14 protein-coding genes are annotated in these 17,530 nt (G+C 56.1%); 6 read left to right on the top strand and 8 right to left on the bottom strand.

The window, feature by feature from the left end; translation table 11 throughout:
* The first annotated feature begins 33 nt into the window (after positions 1-33).
* The 4 genes from ACQKLP_RS01780 (at position 34) to ACQKLP_RS01765 (ending at position 3,808) form a co-directional block, all read left to right on the top strand.
* On the top strand, positions 34-822 hold the full coding sequence (locus ACQKLP_RS01780; RefSeq protein WP_427319486.1) for an RDD family protein: 789 nt from the start codon (positions 34-36) through the stop codon (positions 820-822).
* A 32-nt stretch (positions 823-854) separates the two neighbouring features.
* Positions 855-1,469: an RNA polymerase sigma factor gene (locus ACQKLP_RS01775; protein WP_427319484.1), complete on the top strand. Its 615-nt coding sequence runs from the start codon at positions 855-857 to the stop codon at positions 1,467-1,469.
* Between the two features lie 970 nt (positions 1,470-2,439).
* Positions 2,440-3,183 (top strand): hypothetical protein, encoded by a 744-nt coding sequence (locus tag ACQKLP_RS01770; RefSeq protein WP_427319482.1) that lies wholly within the window; start codon positions 2,440-2,442, stop codon positions 3,181-3,183.
* A 58-nt stretch (positions 3,184-3,241) separates the two neighbouring features.
* Positions 3,242-3,808 (top strand): hypothetical protein, encoded by a 567-nt coding sequence (locus ACQKLP_RS01765; protein WP_427319480.1) that lies wholly within the window; start codon positions 3,242-3,244, stop codon positions 3,806-3,808.
* Positions 3,809-3,895: 87 nt separating this feature from the next.
* Here the strand turns inward: ACQKLP_RS01765 and nagA are convergent, their stop codons facing one another.
* The 4 genes from nagA to ACQKLP_RS01745 form a co-directional block, all read right to left on the bottom strand.
* A complete protein-coding gene (gene nagA, locus ACQKLP_RS01760) occupies positions 3,896-4,996 on the bottom strand; it encodes an N-acetylglucosamine-6-phosphate deacetylase (protein ID WP_427319478.1) in 1,101 nt (366 codons plus the stop codon).
* A gap of 13 nt (positions 4,997-5,009) precedes the next feature.
* A complete protein-coding gene (locus ACQKLP_RS01755) occupies positions 5,010-6,749 on the bottom strand; it encodes a RagB/SusD family nutrient uptake outer membrane protein (RefSeq protein ID WP_427319476.1) in 1,740 nt (579 codons plus the stop codon).
* Between the two features lie 20 nt (positions 6,750-6,769).
* Entirely contained in the window at positions 6,770-10,306 is a 3,537-nt protein-coding gene (locus tag ACQKLP_RS01750; RefSeq protein ID WP_427319474.1) for a TonB-dependent receptor, read from the bottom strand.
* Positions 10,307-10,580: 274 nt separating this feature from the next.
* Complete coding sequence (locus ACQKLP_RS01745; RefSeq protein ID WP_427319472.1) at positions 10,581-11,585, bottom strand: FecR family protein; 1,005 nt, start codon at positions 11,583-11,585, stop codon at positions 10,581-10,583.
* Between the two features lie 183 nt (positions 11,586-11,768).
* On the opposite strand from ACQKLP_RS01745, the gene ACQKLP_RS01740 reads away from it, so the two are divergent.
* Entirely contained in the window at positions 11,769-12,320 is a 552-nt protein-coding gene (locus ACQKLP_RS01740) for an RNA polymerase sigma-70 factor (protein WP_427319470.1), read from the top strand.
* Here the strand turns inward: ACQKLP_RS01740 and ACQKLP_RS01735 are convergent.
* From ACQKLP_RS01735 to ACQKLP_RS01725, 3 genes are all read right to left on the bottom strand, one after another.
* Complete coding sequence (locus tag ACQKLP_RS01735; RefSeq protein ID WP_427319468.1) at positions 12,283-14,136, bottom strand: glycoside hydrolase family 9 protein; 1,854 nt, start codon at positions 14,134-14,136, stop codon at positions 12,283-12,285. The genes ACQKLP_RS01740 and ACQKLP_RS01735 overlap by 38 nt on opposite strands.
* 50 nt (positions 14,137-14,186) lie before the next feature.
* Positions 14,187-14,921, bottom strand: a complete 735-nt coding sequence (locus tag ACQKLP_RS01730) for a murein L,D-transpeptidase catalytic domain family protein (RefSeq protein ID WP_427319466.1) — start codon at positions 14,919-14,921, stop codon at positions 14,187-14,189.
* A gap of 145 nt (positions 14,922-15,066) precedes the next feature.
* Positions 15,067-15,471, bottom strand: coding sequence for a hypothetical protein (locus tag ACQKLP_RS01725; RefSeq protein ID WP_427319464.1), 405 nt, complete (start codon positions 15,469-15,471; stop codon positions 15,067-15,069).
* 163 nt (positions 15,472-15,634) lie between these two features.
* Here ACQKLP_RS01725 and ACQKLP_RS01720 point away from each other — a divergent pair, with 163 nt between their 5' ends.
* Positions 15,635-16,054: a LytTR family DNA-binding domain-containing protein gene (locus ACQKLP_RS01720; RefSeq protein ID WP_341842333.1), complete on the top strand. Its 420-nt coding sequence runs from the start codon at positions 15,635-15,637 to the stop codon at positions 16,052-16,054.
* Positions 16,055-16,121: 67 nt separating this feature from the next.
* Here ACQKLP_RS01720 and ACQKLP_RS01715 read toward each other — a convergent pair whose 3' ends face one another.
* Complete coding sequence (locus tag ACQKLP_RS01715; protein WP_427319462.1) at positions 16,122-17,528, bottom strand: S41 family peptidase; 1,407 nt, start codon at positions 17,526-17,528, stop codon at positions 16,122-16,124.
* Between the last annotated feature and the right edge of the window lie 2 nt (positions 17,529-17,530).

Raw genomic sequence — 17,530 nt, 5'->3', positions numbered from 1 at the left:
GAAGTGAAAATATAATAAATTTTAAATTTGAATATGCCTAATATTAAAATCCCTACCGTTTTCAATATTGACCTGGAGTTTGAAGCTGCTGATCTGGGCCGGCGCCTCGTGGCGTATCTGCTCGATCTCATCATCCGGGTGGCATACGTGTTGGTGGCGATGTATTTCATTGAAAAGGCCGATTTGAGCGCGACCGACAGGAGCGTGATCTATGCTGTGGTGGTGTTATTGCCGGTTTCGCTGTATTACCTGGTGTCTGAGCTGCTGATGCGGGGCCAGAGCCTGGGGAAGCGGGTGATGGACGTGAAGGTGGTGAGCCTCATGGGCAATGTTCCCAGTTTGAGCCAGGTGGCCTTGCGCTGGATGTTCCGGCTGATCGAGTCGCCGTTGCTGACGATGTTCTTCATCGGCGCCATTTTGACCGAAACTTCGCCGTTTACGGCGCTGATGGTGTTGCTGATCGGGATGTTGCCGGTGGTGATGGTGCTGCGCTCGCCCTTGAACCAGCGGCTGGGCGATATGGCGGCGGGAACGATCCTGGTGCGCACACGGCAGCGGCACCGCCTGGAGGATACCATTTTCCGGGAGATAGCGCAGGAAAATTATGAGCCCCGGTTCCCGCAAATCCTCCGGCTGTCTGACCGCGACCTGAGCAAGATAAAATCGGTGATCGACAGTACCCACCGGAGCCAGGATTTCGTGATGGCGGAACGTATCTCATTCAAAATCAAGGAAGTATTACATATTGAAAGCGACATGCCCGCGCTGGAATTCCTGGAAACCTTGCTAAACGACTATAATTACCTGGTAACCCGTAAATAAATTTTCGTACGTACCCAACCTACGATCCCTCGATGGATGTCTATGTCTACATAGCATCCTTGGGAAATCATGACGCACATATCGCCGGCCAGGCATGTCCTGGGCCGGGGGAACTCACCGCCTGGCTGGAAGGCTGCCGGCGGCAGGACCGTTTATGCCAGGAGCGTCTGTACAAGCACTATTATGACCGCATGATGGCGGTTATCAAGCGGACGTTCCCCGATCCCGATGCGGCGGTGACCATTCTCAACAATGGATTTCTGAGAGCATTTACGCGGATATCGCAATATAGCGGCACGGGGAGTTTCGAGGGCTGGCTGCGGCGGATCGTGCATCATGCGGCGGCGGATTATTACCGGGCCAACCAGTTGCGGCTGCAGTCGGAAACGGCGTTGCCGCCGGAGGTGGAGGTGCGCGACGGGAGTGAGCCGGCGGCATACCGGGAGTTATTACAGTTACTACATTTTTTACCGCCCGCAACGCGGATGGCGGTGAACCTGTTCATCATTGAAGGTTATTCCCATAAGGAGATCGCTGCGATGCTGGGGATCAGCACCGGAACGTCGAAATGGCACGTTTCCGAGGGAAAGCGGCTATTAAAGGAATTTTTGAACAAACGCAATGCGCCACCCACAGCCAGATATTGAAGAATTGCTAAGAACGGCAGCACTAAACCAGGCGCCTCCGGTGGCATCCGCTTCGGAAAAGGAAGCCTCATGGGCGCAAATGCGCGACCTGCTTGATGCGCACGGCGATCCTCCGGCCACCGGCGGCGGGGGAACTTTCTGGATTGAAGTGGTGGTGTTGCTGGGGTTTGCGGCATCTTTCGCGTGGATGCAGGGCGCGGTGCGGTGGGACGGGAAGGACGTGGCGTTGATGGAAACGCGGGATGCGGGGACATCTGATAGCGCGGGGCGGTGGAATGGAAACGACGTGGTGCTGATGGAAACGCGGGATGCAGGAACATCCGATAGCGCGGGATCGGAACTGGGGAAGCGCGGGAAGAAAAATGGAAACGGCGGGAAGGAGGATCGTGGAGCGGAAATTGGAAAGCGTGGGAAGGAGGATCGCAATGGAGCGGAGAATAACAAACACGGAAAATATATTAAAGAAAAGAACGCTCCGGCCGCAATGGAAAAAACAATCCTTCGGAGGATCACCCCCTCAGCAGACGACGGGTCACGACCAACAACATCAAAACGAATAGAAATAACTTCCTGGGTTGAATTTGTTATCGCATGGGTAGACAGCACACAAGGGATGTTTTTTGCTGGCCACTCCAACATCCCCGCTCCCTTCCGTTATACACAGAACGGTTTTGAGCCGGCATTTCAAGATAAAAGGATGCCTACCGCCGGCAGAAGCGTCTCGGGGAAAAATGAATATCACGGGCCCCGGGGGATTTCTTACGCCCGCCGTAAAAAAATCCGGGAAAATCAACCCGACGCAAGCAGCCATCCGGCAGGCACAGCAAGCAGCACCCTGCAAAAAAATTCGTCCATTGCTCCACCCGCAAAAAATACATCCCCCAACACACCGCAACCACAATCAAATTCCAGCGCGGCCTCCGCAAACAAAAACGATCATCCCCCACCCAATACGAACCCCAAAAACACTTTGCCCACGTCCCACTTCGACCTGGCGCCCATCCACACGGAATGGCCGGTGATCGGCTCCGGGTTACGGCTCGTGCCCAAAAACCTGGCTGCCGGACAAGCGCCCCCATCCCGGGCCTACTACGCATCCGGCGGCCTGAGCCTTCGCCTGGCAACATCCTGGAGTACCGGAAGCGCCTTCGGCGCAGGGCTCTTCGTGGAATATTCCGTCCGCCTGGGAAACAGGATCGTATTGCGCCCTTACGCCGGCGCGCAATACTTCTCGGGTAAGGAACAGGAATATCAACTCCCGTACTACAAACCCTCCCGCCAGGATTCCGCGGTACGCTTCCCGGCAGACAGCGGCCATACCCGCTACATCCTCCGAAACACTTCCTACGCCATTGCCGGATTGCCTGTCGCCATCACTTTGCGTAATTGGGAATTATCTACCGGCATCTCCGCCAGTTTCCGGACCGGGCAAAGCGGCACCTCGCAAAATATCTACGAACCCTCGGTCGCCAACTTCGATCCGCGAAAGGAAACGCCCGATTTCAGAAGGAGCGGCGTGCCGGGGAGTTTCGGGATTTCCTGGCAGGCGGGTGCCGACTACCGGTTCGCGGCTCGATGGCGCATTGGCGCGCAATATCAGCTTCGTTTCGTGGAAAGTGCTTCGTCTACCCGGTTCACCCTGCAACCGGCCCACCCATCCCCCGGCAAACAACTCATCTCGCTTCATCTCCGGTATTATCTCAGAAAAAATTAAGCGGCACCCAACCTTCGCGGATGTTTATGCTGTCTGTAACAGTATAAAACTTCATGCAATGAAAAAACCCATGCTCTATCTTGCCCTTGCTTTCGCCGCGCTGTACGGCATGTATTCCTGCACCAAGGAAAACAAGGTGCTGTCCGACCAGCAACTGGCAAAATCCACCCTATCCAGCCTGGCGGATTCCATTCCTATTGACACGATCGACACCATTCCCACAGACACGATCCCGACAGACACCCTGCACGATTCCATTCCCCTCATCACTAACCGGCTGGTCGTTCAACCGCAGACCTCCAATTCGTACCTGGGGATCATCGTGCGCACCTGGGAAACCTACAATTACGATTATGTTGCATTCAGTCACCTCAACCTGATCAACAGCGGAGCGTTGACTTTCGGCGTAACGCAACCTTACGGGCATCTGCCGCATACCACCACGTATTCGCCCGCGCAAATGTTTATCGCCTTTCACACTACCGCCAATGGCTCATATCCGTTCAAGATCAACTTCAAAAACGTGAATTATTCCGGCCGCATACACGTCACCGATTCCGGGTACCGCTTCAACTGGCATCACGATTCCACCATCCTCGTCTATCCCAAATTCGTCCATAAGTAAACAAGCTTCAATAAGGTTTAACAAGACAACAATTGAAAAGGCCGGGCACTTTCTGCGCCCGGCCTCCCTGTTTCTTTTCCGGAAATATTATTGATGGAATTGCCCGTCGAGGTACACGCCTCCGGGATTACCGGCTGCATCGAGCAAAGTGAGGTTGGCGCGGAATCCTGCGCGAACGGCGCCGATGTCTGTATATCCCATTAGTTTCGCTGGGTACACCGTAGCCATCCGTACCGCTTCTTCAAACGGGATACCCGCATGCTGCACGCAATTGCGGATGCCTTCCGCCAGCGTGATCGCCGAGCCGGAAAGCGTGCCGTCCGGTAACGTAAAGCGATCCTTTTGCCGGACGTGCGGATATGCGCCTTCGCTTTTCTCCACCGCATCGGTAATGAGGAACAATCGCTCGCCCATGACTTTCTTGCTGATCGACAAAGCTTCGTAGCTCACATGGATCCCGTCGGGGATGATGCTGGCATGCGCGTTGGACTGGTACACCGCGCCGGGAAGCCCTACATCGCGGTGATGGAACGGGCTCATGGCGTTGAAAAGGTGCGTGGCCGTCTGGATACCGGCGTCGAAACCGGCTTTTCCTTCTTCAAAAGTGGCATTGCTATGGCCGGCGGATAATACCACGCCATGGTCCAGCAGGAGCCGGATGATGTCTGCATCCATCATTTCCGGCGCGATGGTCATCATTTTGACGGTGCCGGCGGCGCGCTTGAGGAGCGCTTCCACTTCCCTGCGCTCCGGTTTGCGGATACAGTCCAGGATGTGGGCGCCGCGCTTTACGGGATTGATGTACGGCCCTTCGAGATGAAGGCCCAGCACGGCGGGATGCGGATTTTCCCTGACCACGTCCATCGCCGCTTCGAACACTTCCAGCCGGTTGGTGGCCAGGGTGATGAGGAAACCCGACGTCCCGGTTTTCACGAGCCCCGCGGCCATATCGTACAAAGCAGCGGAGGAGGGGGCGTCCGAAAAAAGTACGCCGCCTCCTCCGTATATCTGCAAATCCAGCAGTCCCGGAACGATCGTCATCCCGGGATGATGGATGATGTAATAATCTGAAGGGATGCTGTTTTCACTGACCAGTCCTAAAATCCTTCCGTTTTCCAGTAACAGGGCCTCGCCTGTTCTTGTTTCTTTTCCGGTAAAAATCCGCGATTGCGTCAGTGCCAGCAACATAAATCAAGGAGTTTTAATTTGACCAAAGAGGATTCTGCTTCAGCTCATATCCCTTATCGGAGAATATTTTGATCTGATCGGCAGGGATCGGGGTCAAATATACGCGCTCGTTGTCAAAAATCCTGTCGGCATTCGCGGAAACGGATGGAATGATGTAACCTTCGTCTGCACCGGTCAGCGTAACATTCACGAGCCAGGAGCCGCCGCCGGCTTTCTCCCATTCCGACCGCTTGATCCAGGCCCCACGGTTGATGTCCGAATTGGCGCGGGTATCTGCATAGCCCATTTTTTTCCAGCGGCGCAAATCATCGAGCCGGAACCCTTCCATACTGAGCTCCACCCGGCGCTCGCGACGGATTTCCCAGATCAGGGCCGGCACACCGGGGTCGCGCGCGGGATCGTCGTACACCACTCCGTTCACGGCAGGCTGCCCGCCCACCACCTGGAGCGGCGGCAGGGGATCGGCATTGTCTACCGGCCGCGCCCGTAGTTTGTTGATCGATTTGTCGAGGTCGGCCTGCGAAAGGGTACCCAGTTCCGCACAGGCTTCCGCATAGTTCATGAGCACTTCGCCGTACCGGATCACGGGGGCATCGGTGTCGTTCAGATTGCTCGTACCATTGGGTAATGCCGCGATTTCCTCGTTGAGGAATTTATGGTGCGCATATCCCGAGCTGGAAACCGCGTAGTTATTGAACCGGCCCTTCGACCCGTTGGGCCGCAGCGCGGGCGCTACGGTCTGGCGCAGCCGGGGATCGCGGTCGGTCAGCACGTCGGCGATGGTCTTATCGCCTTTGTAAAGCGGAGAAAGACCGATGGGGAGCCCGTCTTTGCAGAGGTACGATTCCACGAGGTTTTTGGAGGGCCCCACCTGCGCATCGGTGTTCACATAACTCATCATGGAATGCGTCAATAAACCGGGCATGTAGCTGCGGTACATGATCATTTCCTTGTTGGAAGCGAGGTCTAGCGAGTTGAACGATAGCCGGTAGCCGTGGGAAAAGCTGAAACTGCCTTTCGTGATGATCTCGTTGGCGGCCCATTTGGCGGCTTCGAGGTACTTTTTGGATTTATCGTTGTTGGCGGCCTGGTATTTTTGCCAGGTGCCTTCGAACAGCATGATCCTCGACATGAAAGCGAGCGCCACCCATTTGGTAACGTTCAGCCCGATGGCGCCGTCTTCCGCACGGATTTTGGCGGCCGCGTATTCAAGGTCTTCCTGCATGTGGTCCATCACCAGCGTGCGGGCGTCGCGGGGCTTGAAGAGCTCTTTTTCCTCGACGATATCAACGGGGCGATCGTACCACTGCACGTCGCCATAATCGTTCACGAGCTGGTAATACGCCATGGCGCGGAAGAACCGGGCAACGCCCATCCAATGTTCGCGGGCGGCGGTTTGCAGGTTCGGCATCGCCTGTACGCGTGCCAGCATGAGGTTGGCGTCCCTCACCCGGGTGAAGCCCCAGTTGGAAGAGGTGTTGGGCACCTGTTTGGTGAAGGGATTGGGCGTTTCCGGCGAAAAATCGTCGTTCAGGCCTTGCCCGAGATAAGTGTAGTTAGACCAGGTGTACCCGGAATTGAAGCCGGGGAAATAAGCGGTGTAAAACCGGTAAGCGAACGCGCGGACGTTCTCCTCGGATGTCCAGTACGTCTGATCGGTGAGTTGGTCGAGCGGCATGCGCACGAGGAATTCCTTGTTGCATCCTCCGGCCAGGGTTGCTGCGAATAAAAGTGCGAATATTTTGCGTTTCATATACAGTCAGTTTAAATCGATTAGAAAGTGATCTGCAGGCCTACGGAATATTCGGCGCGGTAAGGGTACACGCGGCCGAAGGAGTTCCGGTCGGATTGTTCGGGCAGGTAGTCAATTTCGGGATCGATGGGAACGTCGAGCTTATCGAACGTCACCAGGTTTTCGCCGGCTACATAAATGCGGGCGGTTTTGATTTTGGCGCGGCTGATGAGGTGCTGCGGCAGGGTGTACCCGAGCGTGAGGTTTTTGAGGCGCAGGTACGACATGTTCAGCATATACTTCGTTTGGCGGTAGAAGTTCTTCGAGCTTTCCAGTTGTTCGTGGTTGGTGGGGCGGGGATAGAAAGCATTGGGGTTGGAAGGCGTCCAGTAATCGAGCTGGTGCGCGTACCATGCCTCGGCTTCGCGGAACCCGGGGATCACTACCGGCCCGGAAGCCCAGTAATCCCTTTTGCCTACTCCCTGGAAGAAAACGCTGAGGTCGATGCCTTTCCAGTCGCCCCCGGCGCGGAAGCTGTACTGGTAGCGGGGGGTGGAATTCCCGATGATGCGGAGGTCTCCGTGGTCATCGACGGTTTCTTTCCCGAAGGTCACTTTTCCATCGCCGGTAATATCTTTATACTTGATATCGCCGGGGCCGTAGCGGAACCAGCCGCTGCCGCGGGTGAGCTCCGTCTGGTCGGGAATCCCTTCCTTCGGCACCCAAACGCCGCCGGCCTGGGTAAAGTCTCCTTCCTGGAAAATACGGTCGGTTTCATAACCCCAGATTTCGCCCAGCACCCGGCCTTCGTAGTTGCCGTAGATGTTCCTGGTGGCGCTTACGAATTTGGTCAGCGTTTCGGTGAAGTCCGTAACGGCAGCGGTCAGGTTGATGCCGACGCCGCTTTCGGTACGGTGGTTCCAGTCCAGCGCCAGTTCCCATCCTTTCGTCGTCAATTCCCCGAAATTAAGCACGGGGGCCGAGGTGCCGAGGGTAGACGGAACGCCCACGGTTTGGGTGATCATGTCAGACGTAACGCGGTTGTACCAGTCGAACGTGACGCCGAATTTGTTGTCGAAGAACCGGGCGTCTACACCGAAGTCGAGCGTCGTCACTTTTTCCCAGGTCAATGTAGGGGAAACGAGGCCGGGAGACGAGAACGTCAGCATATTGTTGCCGCCCACGAGCCATCCGCTGTTCGCGGAGTTCATGACAGACAGGAAGCGGTAACCGCCGAGGTTCTGGTTGCCCACCTGGCCCCAGGAGCCCCGGAGCTTCAGGAACGAAACCGCCGGCTTCAGATCGTCCATGAACTGCTCTTCGGTGATCACGTACCCCACGGAAGCCGAAGGGAAAAACGCCCATTGGTCGTTCACCGGGAACCACGACGAACCGTTGTAACGGCCGTTCACTTCCAGCAGGTATTTGTTTTTATAATCGTAGTTCACGCGCGCAAAGTAACCGTTGGTGGCCCAATGGCTGGCGTCGCCGCCCACGAACTGGTCGCCCAGCGCCAGGCTGATCTCCCCGAAATTCGGATCGATGAGCTTTCTCCTTTCGGAACTGTTGTAACCGCTGGTATACTGGTCTACGTCGGTACCTACGATCACTTTGAAATTATGCGATTCATTCAGCGATTTCGTATATGTGGCGAAGGCGCGGCCCGTGTGCAGGGTGTTGTAGCCCGACCTGTCGCGCACCATATCGAAAGCGGGGCCCTGGAAATCTTCGGCGTATTCGAGGTTGCCGGCATTCCAGAAGTTGATGCCGCGCAATTTCCCGCCCACCTGGTGGATCCGGGTGTTGGTGGTGGAATACGTATAGTCGACGTCGATCGACAAACCTTCCATCGGCCGGATCGTGGTGCCGATCTGTACCCGGTTGAAGTTCGAGCGGGCACGGTCCATCTGGCTTTGCTGCATTTCCATGATAACGCTGCGCATGGGCTGCCCGCCCAATGTGCCGTAAGGGTAGGTCAGCGGCCAGCGGTAGAGGTAATACCAGGGGCCGTATGTGGCGGCGGAATAGCTGAACGGCTGGGTGAGGTTCGATTGGGAGAACATCATCTTCCCGCGGACGTCCATCCAATCCTTCACCGCGGTATTGATATTGAAAGTGGCGTTATACCGGTCGAACCGGTCGTTTTTCACCTTGAGGATACCGGTTTGGTTGAGGTAGCCGAGGCTGAGGTGGTACACCGTTTTATCGCCGCCGCCGGAGAACGACAGGTCGTGCTTCTGCTGCAGGGCGGTTTTCTTCATCCATTTGCCGGCGGCATCCCAGGTACGGATGGGGTAAAACGCGCCACCGCGGACTTCATAATCCCGGCCGATGACCATTTCATCGCCCAGGTCTACCCCACTGTATTTTTCTTCCCATTCCCTGATCTTCCGGATGCTTTGGGTATCGTACGTCATGCCCAGTGTGGGGAACGAGATGAGATTGGGGTTATTGGTGGTCCGCCGTCTAACGTCCAGTACCATGGAAGCCCAATCGGAGGCTTTTGCCACTTCGGGGAGGTTGAGGGGTTTGGACCAGGAGAAGTTGTTGCTGTAGTTGATGGTGGCGGGAGCGCCTTTCTTGCCGCTTTTGGTGGTGATGAGGATAACGCCCCATGCGGCGCGGGGGCCGTAGATGGCGGCGGACGCGGCGTCTTTGAGGACAGACATATCGGCGATATCCTGGGGGTTTACCATTTGCAGGCTGGTCACTTCCACACCGTCTACCAGGATGAGGGGCTGTGTGCCGCCGCCATTGAGGGAGCCGGTCATACCGCGGAGGCGGATGTTGGGGTTTCGGCCGAGGTCACCGCTGGCGGTGGTGATGGTGAGGCCCGGAACGGCGCCCTGGAGGCCGCGGCCGATGTCGGTGATGGGCCTGGCTTCGAGGGTGCGCTTCACGTCTACGGTGCTCACGGCGCCGGTAAGGTTCGCTTTGCGCTGGGTGCCATATCCCACGATCACCACGTCTTCCAGTTTACGGTGGTCGGCCACCATAACGATAGAAATGGGCGCGGAGCCGGACACGATATGTTCCTGCTGGATGGAGCCTACGGAAGAGAAGAGGATTACTTCGCCGCGGGATACTTCCAAAACGAACTGTCCGCCGCCATCGGAATAGACGCCGCGGGTGGTGCCTTTCACCCGGATGGAAACCCCGGGCAACTGCAATCCGGTTTCATCCAGGACTTTTCCGCGCAGGGGGAAAGTGGAGTCTGCCGCTGCTGCCGGAGCCGCGTGGGCAACGGGGGTTTCCCTGGGCTGCGATACGATCAGGATGGTATTTTCCGCGTAGCGGTACACCATTCCCGTGTTTTGCAGTAAGGATTCCAGCGCCGCGCTGACGCTGCGCGTACCCATGGGCATGAAAACCCGGTGGTGCCGCTGCACTTTCTCGGTAGCGAAAGCGACCCTGAAACCAGAGAGTTTCTCCAGCTGCACCAGCGCCTTTTCCAGCGTGATGTTGGGTGCTTCCATCGTAATTTTCTTTTCATCCAGCGCCTGGCCTTTGAGCGGGGAAGCTACCATCAGCTGGAGCCCCACGATCATGAAGAGCAGGAGAGAGAGACTAAATCTCATAACAAAACGCATTTGCGTGGAATAAACCGCTTTGTACAGTAATGGCAATAGCCGACCATTAGCAAAAACCGCTGATTTTTGCATAACTTGCAATAGTTTAAAATGATGAAGAATCAGCCCCAACAGGCTGTTTACGTTTTAGACCTTCCCCTCCCGACCTGCCACAGTACGGAGGGGTTTTTCGTTAATGGCGCAGGCACGGCTGCCTCGTCATGATCCGATCCATGTGTGTGATTTTGGTTACCGATCTATTTTTAGCTTTCTGTCTTTTTTGTTAACGGACGATACTGCTGTCTGTTTCCATGCAGCCTTCTCCGCTGATGATGATCCCTTTCGCGGAATGGGTATAGGTGGTGTTGCCGACCGTGCATAAAACGAACAGCACCTGGTCGAGCGTTTCGGTACCCTCGAAGGTGGCCCTGATCCTGCAGTTGCGCAACGATTCGCTGGCGAATTCGATGCTAACCTGGTATTGCCCGGCGATCTGTTCCGCGATGTCGCCGAAAGGCACGGAATTGAAATCCATCCCCTTCTTCAGCCAGGTCACGCTTTCTTCCGCTTTTACGCGGCGCGTTTCCGCCACGGCGGCCGAGTTTTCATATACGATCTGCTGGTCTTGCTGTAAAATGCCCAGCAGCTTGTTGCTGTCATGTTCTTCGATCTTCACCTTCCCGCTGTTGACCGTCACTGTCACATGCTCCTGGCCGGGATAGGCCTTGATGGTGAAGGCCGTCCCCAATACGGTGGTCACCAGTTTGCCCGACCGGATGCGGAAGGGCTTTCCGGGCTGTTCGCGGACATCGAAATACCCTTCGCCGGTAAGCGTCACTTCCCGCTCGTTACCGTTGAACGCCACAGGATATAAGAGGGTGCTGCCCTCCCGCAATACCACGGTACTGCTGTCGGGCAGCTGGATGAAACGTTTGCTGTCGGGCTTCGCCGGCGCTTCCGCCAGCAGGGGGCCCGGAACGGATGTGCCCGCCGACGGACGGCTCATCCACAAAAAAGCGCCGATCCCGGCCAGCGGGATCACCACCGCCGCCACTTTCCACCAGCTGCGCCAGCCATTGCCGCCCAGAAGCCGCTCCCGGCGCCGCTGCATCTCGCGAAAATCCTGCATCAATTCGCGCGTCAGCACTTCGTCTGCCTCCCAGCCCGCGTCTGTAGCGTCCGGATGACGAAAACTTTCGTACCATGCCTCCAATGCCTTCAGCTCCTCCGGCGAACATGTGCCGGCCTCGTATTTTTCCAGTAATTGCCTGATGTCTGTCACGCTCATATGTATGATTTGATGCGTCGGTTACCGTATAGGACAATCAATAAAACATCAACCGTTACGCCCTTTAAAAAAATATTTTTCCGGGGTTTCACTTTGTATTTGCCGCTTATTTTTACTTACATTTAACTTGCGATAAAACAGCCAGAATCTATTCCACACTCTCTTCAACATACCGACTCCATATTGCTGGACCGCTGGAAGAACGGCGACCAGTCTGCGTTTGAGGCGCTGTATGAAAGGTATGCCGTCATGTTGCTGAAAAAAGCATATGAAAAAACGGGCGACCGCGAAACCGCGCGGGAATTTGTGCAGGAAGTGTTCCTCGAACTGCTGGAAAGGAAAGACCGGCTCGAAATCCACACTTCTTTCAAAGCGTATGTTTTCACCGCGCTTCGCAACCGGGTCCTGAATTTCATCCACCGCCAATCCATCCACCACAAATACGAGATCTTCCAGGAAACGCGGCCCGCACCGCCTTCCAACGACGTGGAATCCTATCTTTCCCACAAAGAGCTGACCCTTCAACTGTCGGACGCCATCCAGCAACTGCCGGAAAAATGCAGGCAGGTTTTCCTCCTCAGCCGGGGAGAAGAGCTCAGTAACAAAGAGATCGCCGAGCGATCGGGTATCTCCGTCAATACGGTGGAACAACACATGCGCAAGGCTTTGCGCATGCTGAGGAGTGGTCTCCAGCGTACTATTTTGCTGGTCGGGGTGTTACTTTTTCAGTGGTAAGCCCTTCGTTTTCCTTTAGCGCCAACAGGTAAATCAGCACCGCCGTACCATCCATCGTAGGTTCATTGGTGCTGTAATCGCCGTAGTCGTCGTGGTACACCACCAGCGGGCTCTGGAAAGCCGCATACTCGTCAGCTTCCGCGAGCCGAATCCCGATGAGGCTTCCGTAGATCGATCCGTACACCGGCCCGTCCACCAAACCACCGTCTATCGGGTAATTCCCGATGTGCGTGAACGCGGAATGCGGATCAACAGGCGTATCCCCATGCGCGGGCAACCCGTACACCATACTCGTTCCCCATGGGTTACAACCCAGCAACCAGTCTACATTCGCCTGCGCCAGTTCCGCGAAACGCTTGTCTGCCGTAAGATTGCCGTACCAGTAACATTGGACCGCGAAGGCGGCGGTAAGATTGTTGCTGCACCAGATGAAAGGCACGCCGCGGTAAAACGCGTTGTCTTTCGCCTTCGCCCAAACCCTTTCGATCCCGTCGGCATAATACCCCGTCAGTTCGCGCCTGGCCGCGCCGGAACTGCGTTTGGCCAGTTCGTAATGGCCGGGATTGATGAATGGGTACCATTGATAATGGCTCGCCGTATCCTTTCCAAGCCAGGGCGTCACGGGCTCCTGCGCCGCATACGCCCTTCCTTCCCGGAAATACTTCGCGTCGCGGGTAACGCCGTACAGCTCCGCGGCCGCCAGTTCCATATCGTCCGTCCAGTTATCTTCGGCGTAGATGTAGGGAGACATGACCGAAGCCGTCTGCTGCACGCCGGGCTTCTCCAGGCCTAGCTTGTAGGCGCTGTGCGCCCTTTCCAGGAGGCGCTCCGCATACGCCGCGTCTTTCCGTTGCAGCAGCGAATGCCCCAGCGCAAAGGCGCTCGCGAATTTGCCCGCGGTAGACGCCACGCCGGTGCTGCGGTTCGTCTTTTTGTATTTCACGCCCTGCACCTGCGGCTCGCCGGAACAAAAGTATACCGGCCGCTCGAAACCACGCCCGTAAAAGGAATCCAGCTTCGGCAGCCGCATCCCGCGGTGATCGCGGTCGTCGGCGATCTGGTTGAACAGCCAGTCGGCCTGCGGATGCATTTTCAGCAACCAGTCGAGCCCCCAGCGCGCTTCGTCGAGCACATCGGGCGCGCCGTTGGCGCCGGGAAGCCCCGTGGCGGCATGATCGTCCCCGAACACCCCGGGAAAGTCGCGCCAGGCGGCCAGCAGATGATAAACCGTATTGGCGGAAGTAGTGGAATACTGGAGATAATCGCTGGCATCGTGCCAGCCGCCGATGGCGTTGATCCGCGTGCTGTCGGGCATGGGGCCGTATAGCGTGTACCCGTCTTCGGTATGGCAGGAATCCTTGAGGAAGGGATTGAAACCGCAGCGTTGCTGGCGGAGGTAGCGCAGGCAAAAATCGGCCGCACCTTTATAGACGTCGGGCCCGATGCGGAAGTCGGGGGACCTGGCGGAAGGGGTTTCGATGTAATACGTTCCGGGCGTGCGGAAGGCGGAGAAGTTCAGGCGGTACGATTGGCCGAAGGGGCCGTACGCGCCGAAGGCCTTACCGGCCGTGGCGGTAAAAACGGCTTCCCCGCTGGAAGCGTCTATCAACCGGAAAGCAGCTACCGTCATCCCCGCAGGACCGCCCCATACGGCCACTTTCACCCCGCCGGGCAAATATCCCACCTGGTTGATCCGCACCACCGGCGGCACGGCGCGAAAAGAAAAAGCGGATGGCGCCGGGATGTCTCCGCTGCGCGATCCGCTTGCTATAAATACTTGTGGAATAATTAAGAGAGAAAGGAGTATCTGCTTCATAACACCGGCGGTATTTGTCTCAATATAGACAATCCTGCCGGCTTCCGCCGTTACGCCGCAGGCTGCAATACGCGGCTGGAGGCCAGGTATTGGCGGTCTGGACTGTAAATGAACAGACAGGTGCCGTTCCGGATGCTGCCGATGATCTTCTTATGCACATTCACCGGCACCGCGGGGCAACCGAGGCTTCTGCCGATATAACCCTGCGCTTTTCCCAGTTTGTCGTTCACATAGTCGGCCGCGTGCATCACGATCCCGCGTTCCATCGCTTTATCGTTGATGCCCAGCTCCGTCCCTTCCAGGCGCAGCGAATAACCGTGCTGGCCCTGGTAAGTATCGCCCGTTACGTAGAAACCCAGGCTGCTTTTGAAACTCTCCGGACGGTTGGAAAATGAAGTAGCCATGGCTTTACCGGAATTCCGGCCGTGAGACACGAGCGTATTGAACAACACTTTCCCTTCCTCCAGGTCGATCACGAACAATCGCTTGCTGGTAGACGGTAAACTGAAATCGATGATGGAAATGATATTGTCTTTCTGGATTTTCCCTTCCGAAACGAGTTTGTGATAACCCGTCATCGCCCGCTCGAACGCCTGGCGCGACAAACCCGCGGTTTCAAGTCCCAATGAATCGTACATCATGGCGGCGCTCGCCGCAGCATGTAATTTGACCGGCTTCAACACCCCCGCGTTCTTTTTTCCGATGGAAGAAACCTTCAAAGTCAGTAGGGAAGTAAGGACTACAAATGGAAGTATGAATATCTTTTTGCTTAAACGTTTTTTCATCCGCCTCATAATTAATGTCACAAATGTTTTGTCAAAAATGGTTTTTCAAAGTCGAATAGTGACAAAGATACTAAATATTCATCATCCGTATTGTTGTTAAGATCATTGAATTGTCGGAAAGCGGTCAAAAAACGCTTATTGAAAATCAATTCTTTGTGAATGTCAAAAATTCCGCACTGGACGGATTATCGTCTGTCAGCTTGATCTGCGAGCCGGAAACGGAGATGATTTTCCAGTCGTCCGTAAGCTCGCCCAGTGGCTTATTGGCGTCCGACTTGGCGCCGAAATCCACGTTGAACCTGGAACTGCCGGTCATCGACCAGCTCCCGGCCTTGCTCACGCCGCCTTTTACGGCCAGCGCCTGTCCGTTGGCGGAAAAAGTGAAGATATAGCCGGCAAAATCCCCCGTTTCGTCCGAGCCCCGTTCCAAGAATGTGCTCACCCGCCAGCTGCCGAAAGTCACGGCGCCGGGGGAGTTATCGTTATTGTCGTTAGACGAACAGCCGTGTAATACACTGACCCACAATAGCAGTAAGCAGATTTTTCGCATAAAAACCGGTTTTCGATTGAGTACGTAAAATGCCCCCTCCGGGTTGCCATTATTGCCGTTTCATCGGAAAAAATATGTAAGTAGTTACGAAAAATAAGTAGTTAACCGGATACGCGGCGTTTTCAGATCGCTTTACTTTGCTGATAAGAATAATGCGACTCCCATGCTTACTTTACAAACCCCAGTTCCCGACATCCGGGACATCGCGCAAATGCTCGAACAACTGTTGAAAAAACAGGCCTACAAGGAACGCTTCGCCATCAAACGTGGTCAAACCATCATTTCCGTACCGGTGCAGGACATCGCGTATTTCTTTTCCCGCGACAAGATCAGCTATATCAAGACGCACGACGGGAAGGAATATTATCTGTCGATGTCGTTGGGCGAGATTGAGAAATGCGTATCGCCCGACATGTTTTTCCGCGCCACGCGCCAGCTCATAGTCAGCTACCCGGCCATTTCGCGGATCAATGTATGGTGGAACGGCAAGCTGAAGCTGGATATCCGGCCGGAGCACCCCACTACCGAGATCATCATCAGCCGCGAAAAAGTAGCCGGTTTCAAGGCCTGGCTTGGCGAGTAGCGCCCGGAAAAAGAATGGGATGGCGATCCGGAAACCACCATCCCAACAAACATTTGCCGCGCATTGCCTATTCGGCATGCAGCATTTTCAGGGCTTCCTGGAAAACGACATCGCGCCCTTCCAGCACATCGCGTACCGTGGGCAGCACGGTTACATCGGCCGGAACGCCGCCGGGCCCGGCTTCCGCCCCGTGCATGTAATATCCCAGCAGCGGCACGGCCAGCGTGAGCCTGGAATGCGGTAGCGTTACGATCGCGAAGCCTCCGCTCGTATTGCCGGTGCGGCCGCCACCGCTTTCTTCGCCGACGGTTTTTATACCCATCGCGCGGGCCGCGGCGGCAAATTCCCCGCTCACGGAAAAGCTGCTCCCGTTCTGCAGGACGCACACCTTCCCGCCAAAAACGTTTTCCGCCGCAGGCTGCTTTTCACCCAGGCCTTCGCTGGCGGTAAAAAGATATTCGTCGCCTACCTTTTTAATGAATTGTTTCAGGTACTCCATTTCCGGGGGGAACGAGGCGTATTGCGCAAAGGAATACGGCCCGATGCCGGCCACCGTCAGTTTTTGATAATAATGGAACGGCTGCTTCGCGAGGTACGACAGCAGTTGCACGCCCAACCGGTCTGCACCGCCTTGGTTATCGCGCAGGTCGATGATGAGCCGGTCCGCATCTTTGGATTTGATTTCCGCGAACGCCGCCGGAATGAACCCCGGCATTTCGTCGAAGCCGCTGATACGGAGGAAGGCCGTTTTCCCTTCGGGCCAGCTGAGGCGGAACGCGGGCGTGTCGGGCGCTGGAACTGGCGGCAGCTGCGCAACGGAGATCCCTTCCAGTTTGCGCGTAACGCGTTTGCCCATCACTTCCTTGTATTGTATGTCGAATTCGCTGCGCGGACCAAAGAAGGTGGCATAATACCCGGCGAAAAACTTTTCGAGCTCCCGGAATTTCGCGCTTTGGCCGCCGCCGTCCGACAGTACGATGTCTGATAATTTTTTAATGATGGAAGACAGGGGCTGCCCGTTGATTTTGAGAATTTCCGCACCGGTTTCGATCCCGCCGCCCGTCACGAAAGCGCGGCCATCGCGGATGTATAACCGGAGGGGGAACAGCCCGGTTTGATGGAATGCGTACCAGTCGTCGGGCCGGTTTTCGCGGTGCAATTTCGTATGTCCGTCTTTGATATTGGCCAGGATCGGGTATAAAAACCTGAAAAACTCCAGTTCCGTCATGCCTTTTCGGATACCGGCGGCGCCTTTGCCGAGGAGGGCGTCCATTTCAGTGCGGGAGGTGTAGCGATAGAGGCCGGCGTGGGCTTCGCGGAGGGCGCTACAGAAAACCTGGTAATCTTCCGCCAGTTGAACGGGGGTGAACACGGGCGCGGGGGTAACGCTTTTGAGGCTGTCGTGTGTTGCGGGAAGCGCCCTGGCAACGGTGGCCGCCATGAGGCCGGCGGCGAGCATCCAAATTCTACGCATTT

This window comes from Chitinophaga sp. NPDC101104, assembly GCF_050277495.1.
GTDB lineage: Bacteria > Bacteroidota > Bacteroidia > Chitinophagales > Chitinophagaceae > Chitinophaga.
This window is presented reverse-complemented; position numbering and strand designations above follow the sequence as displayed.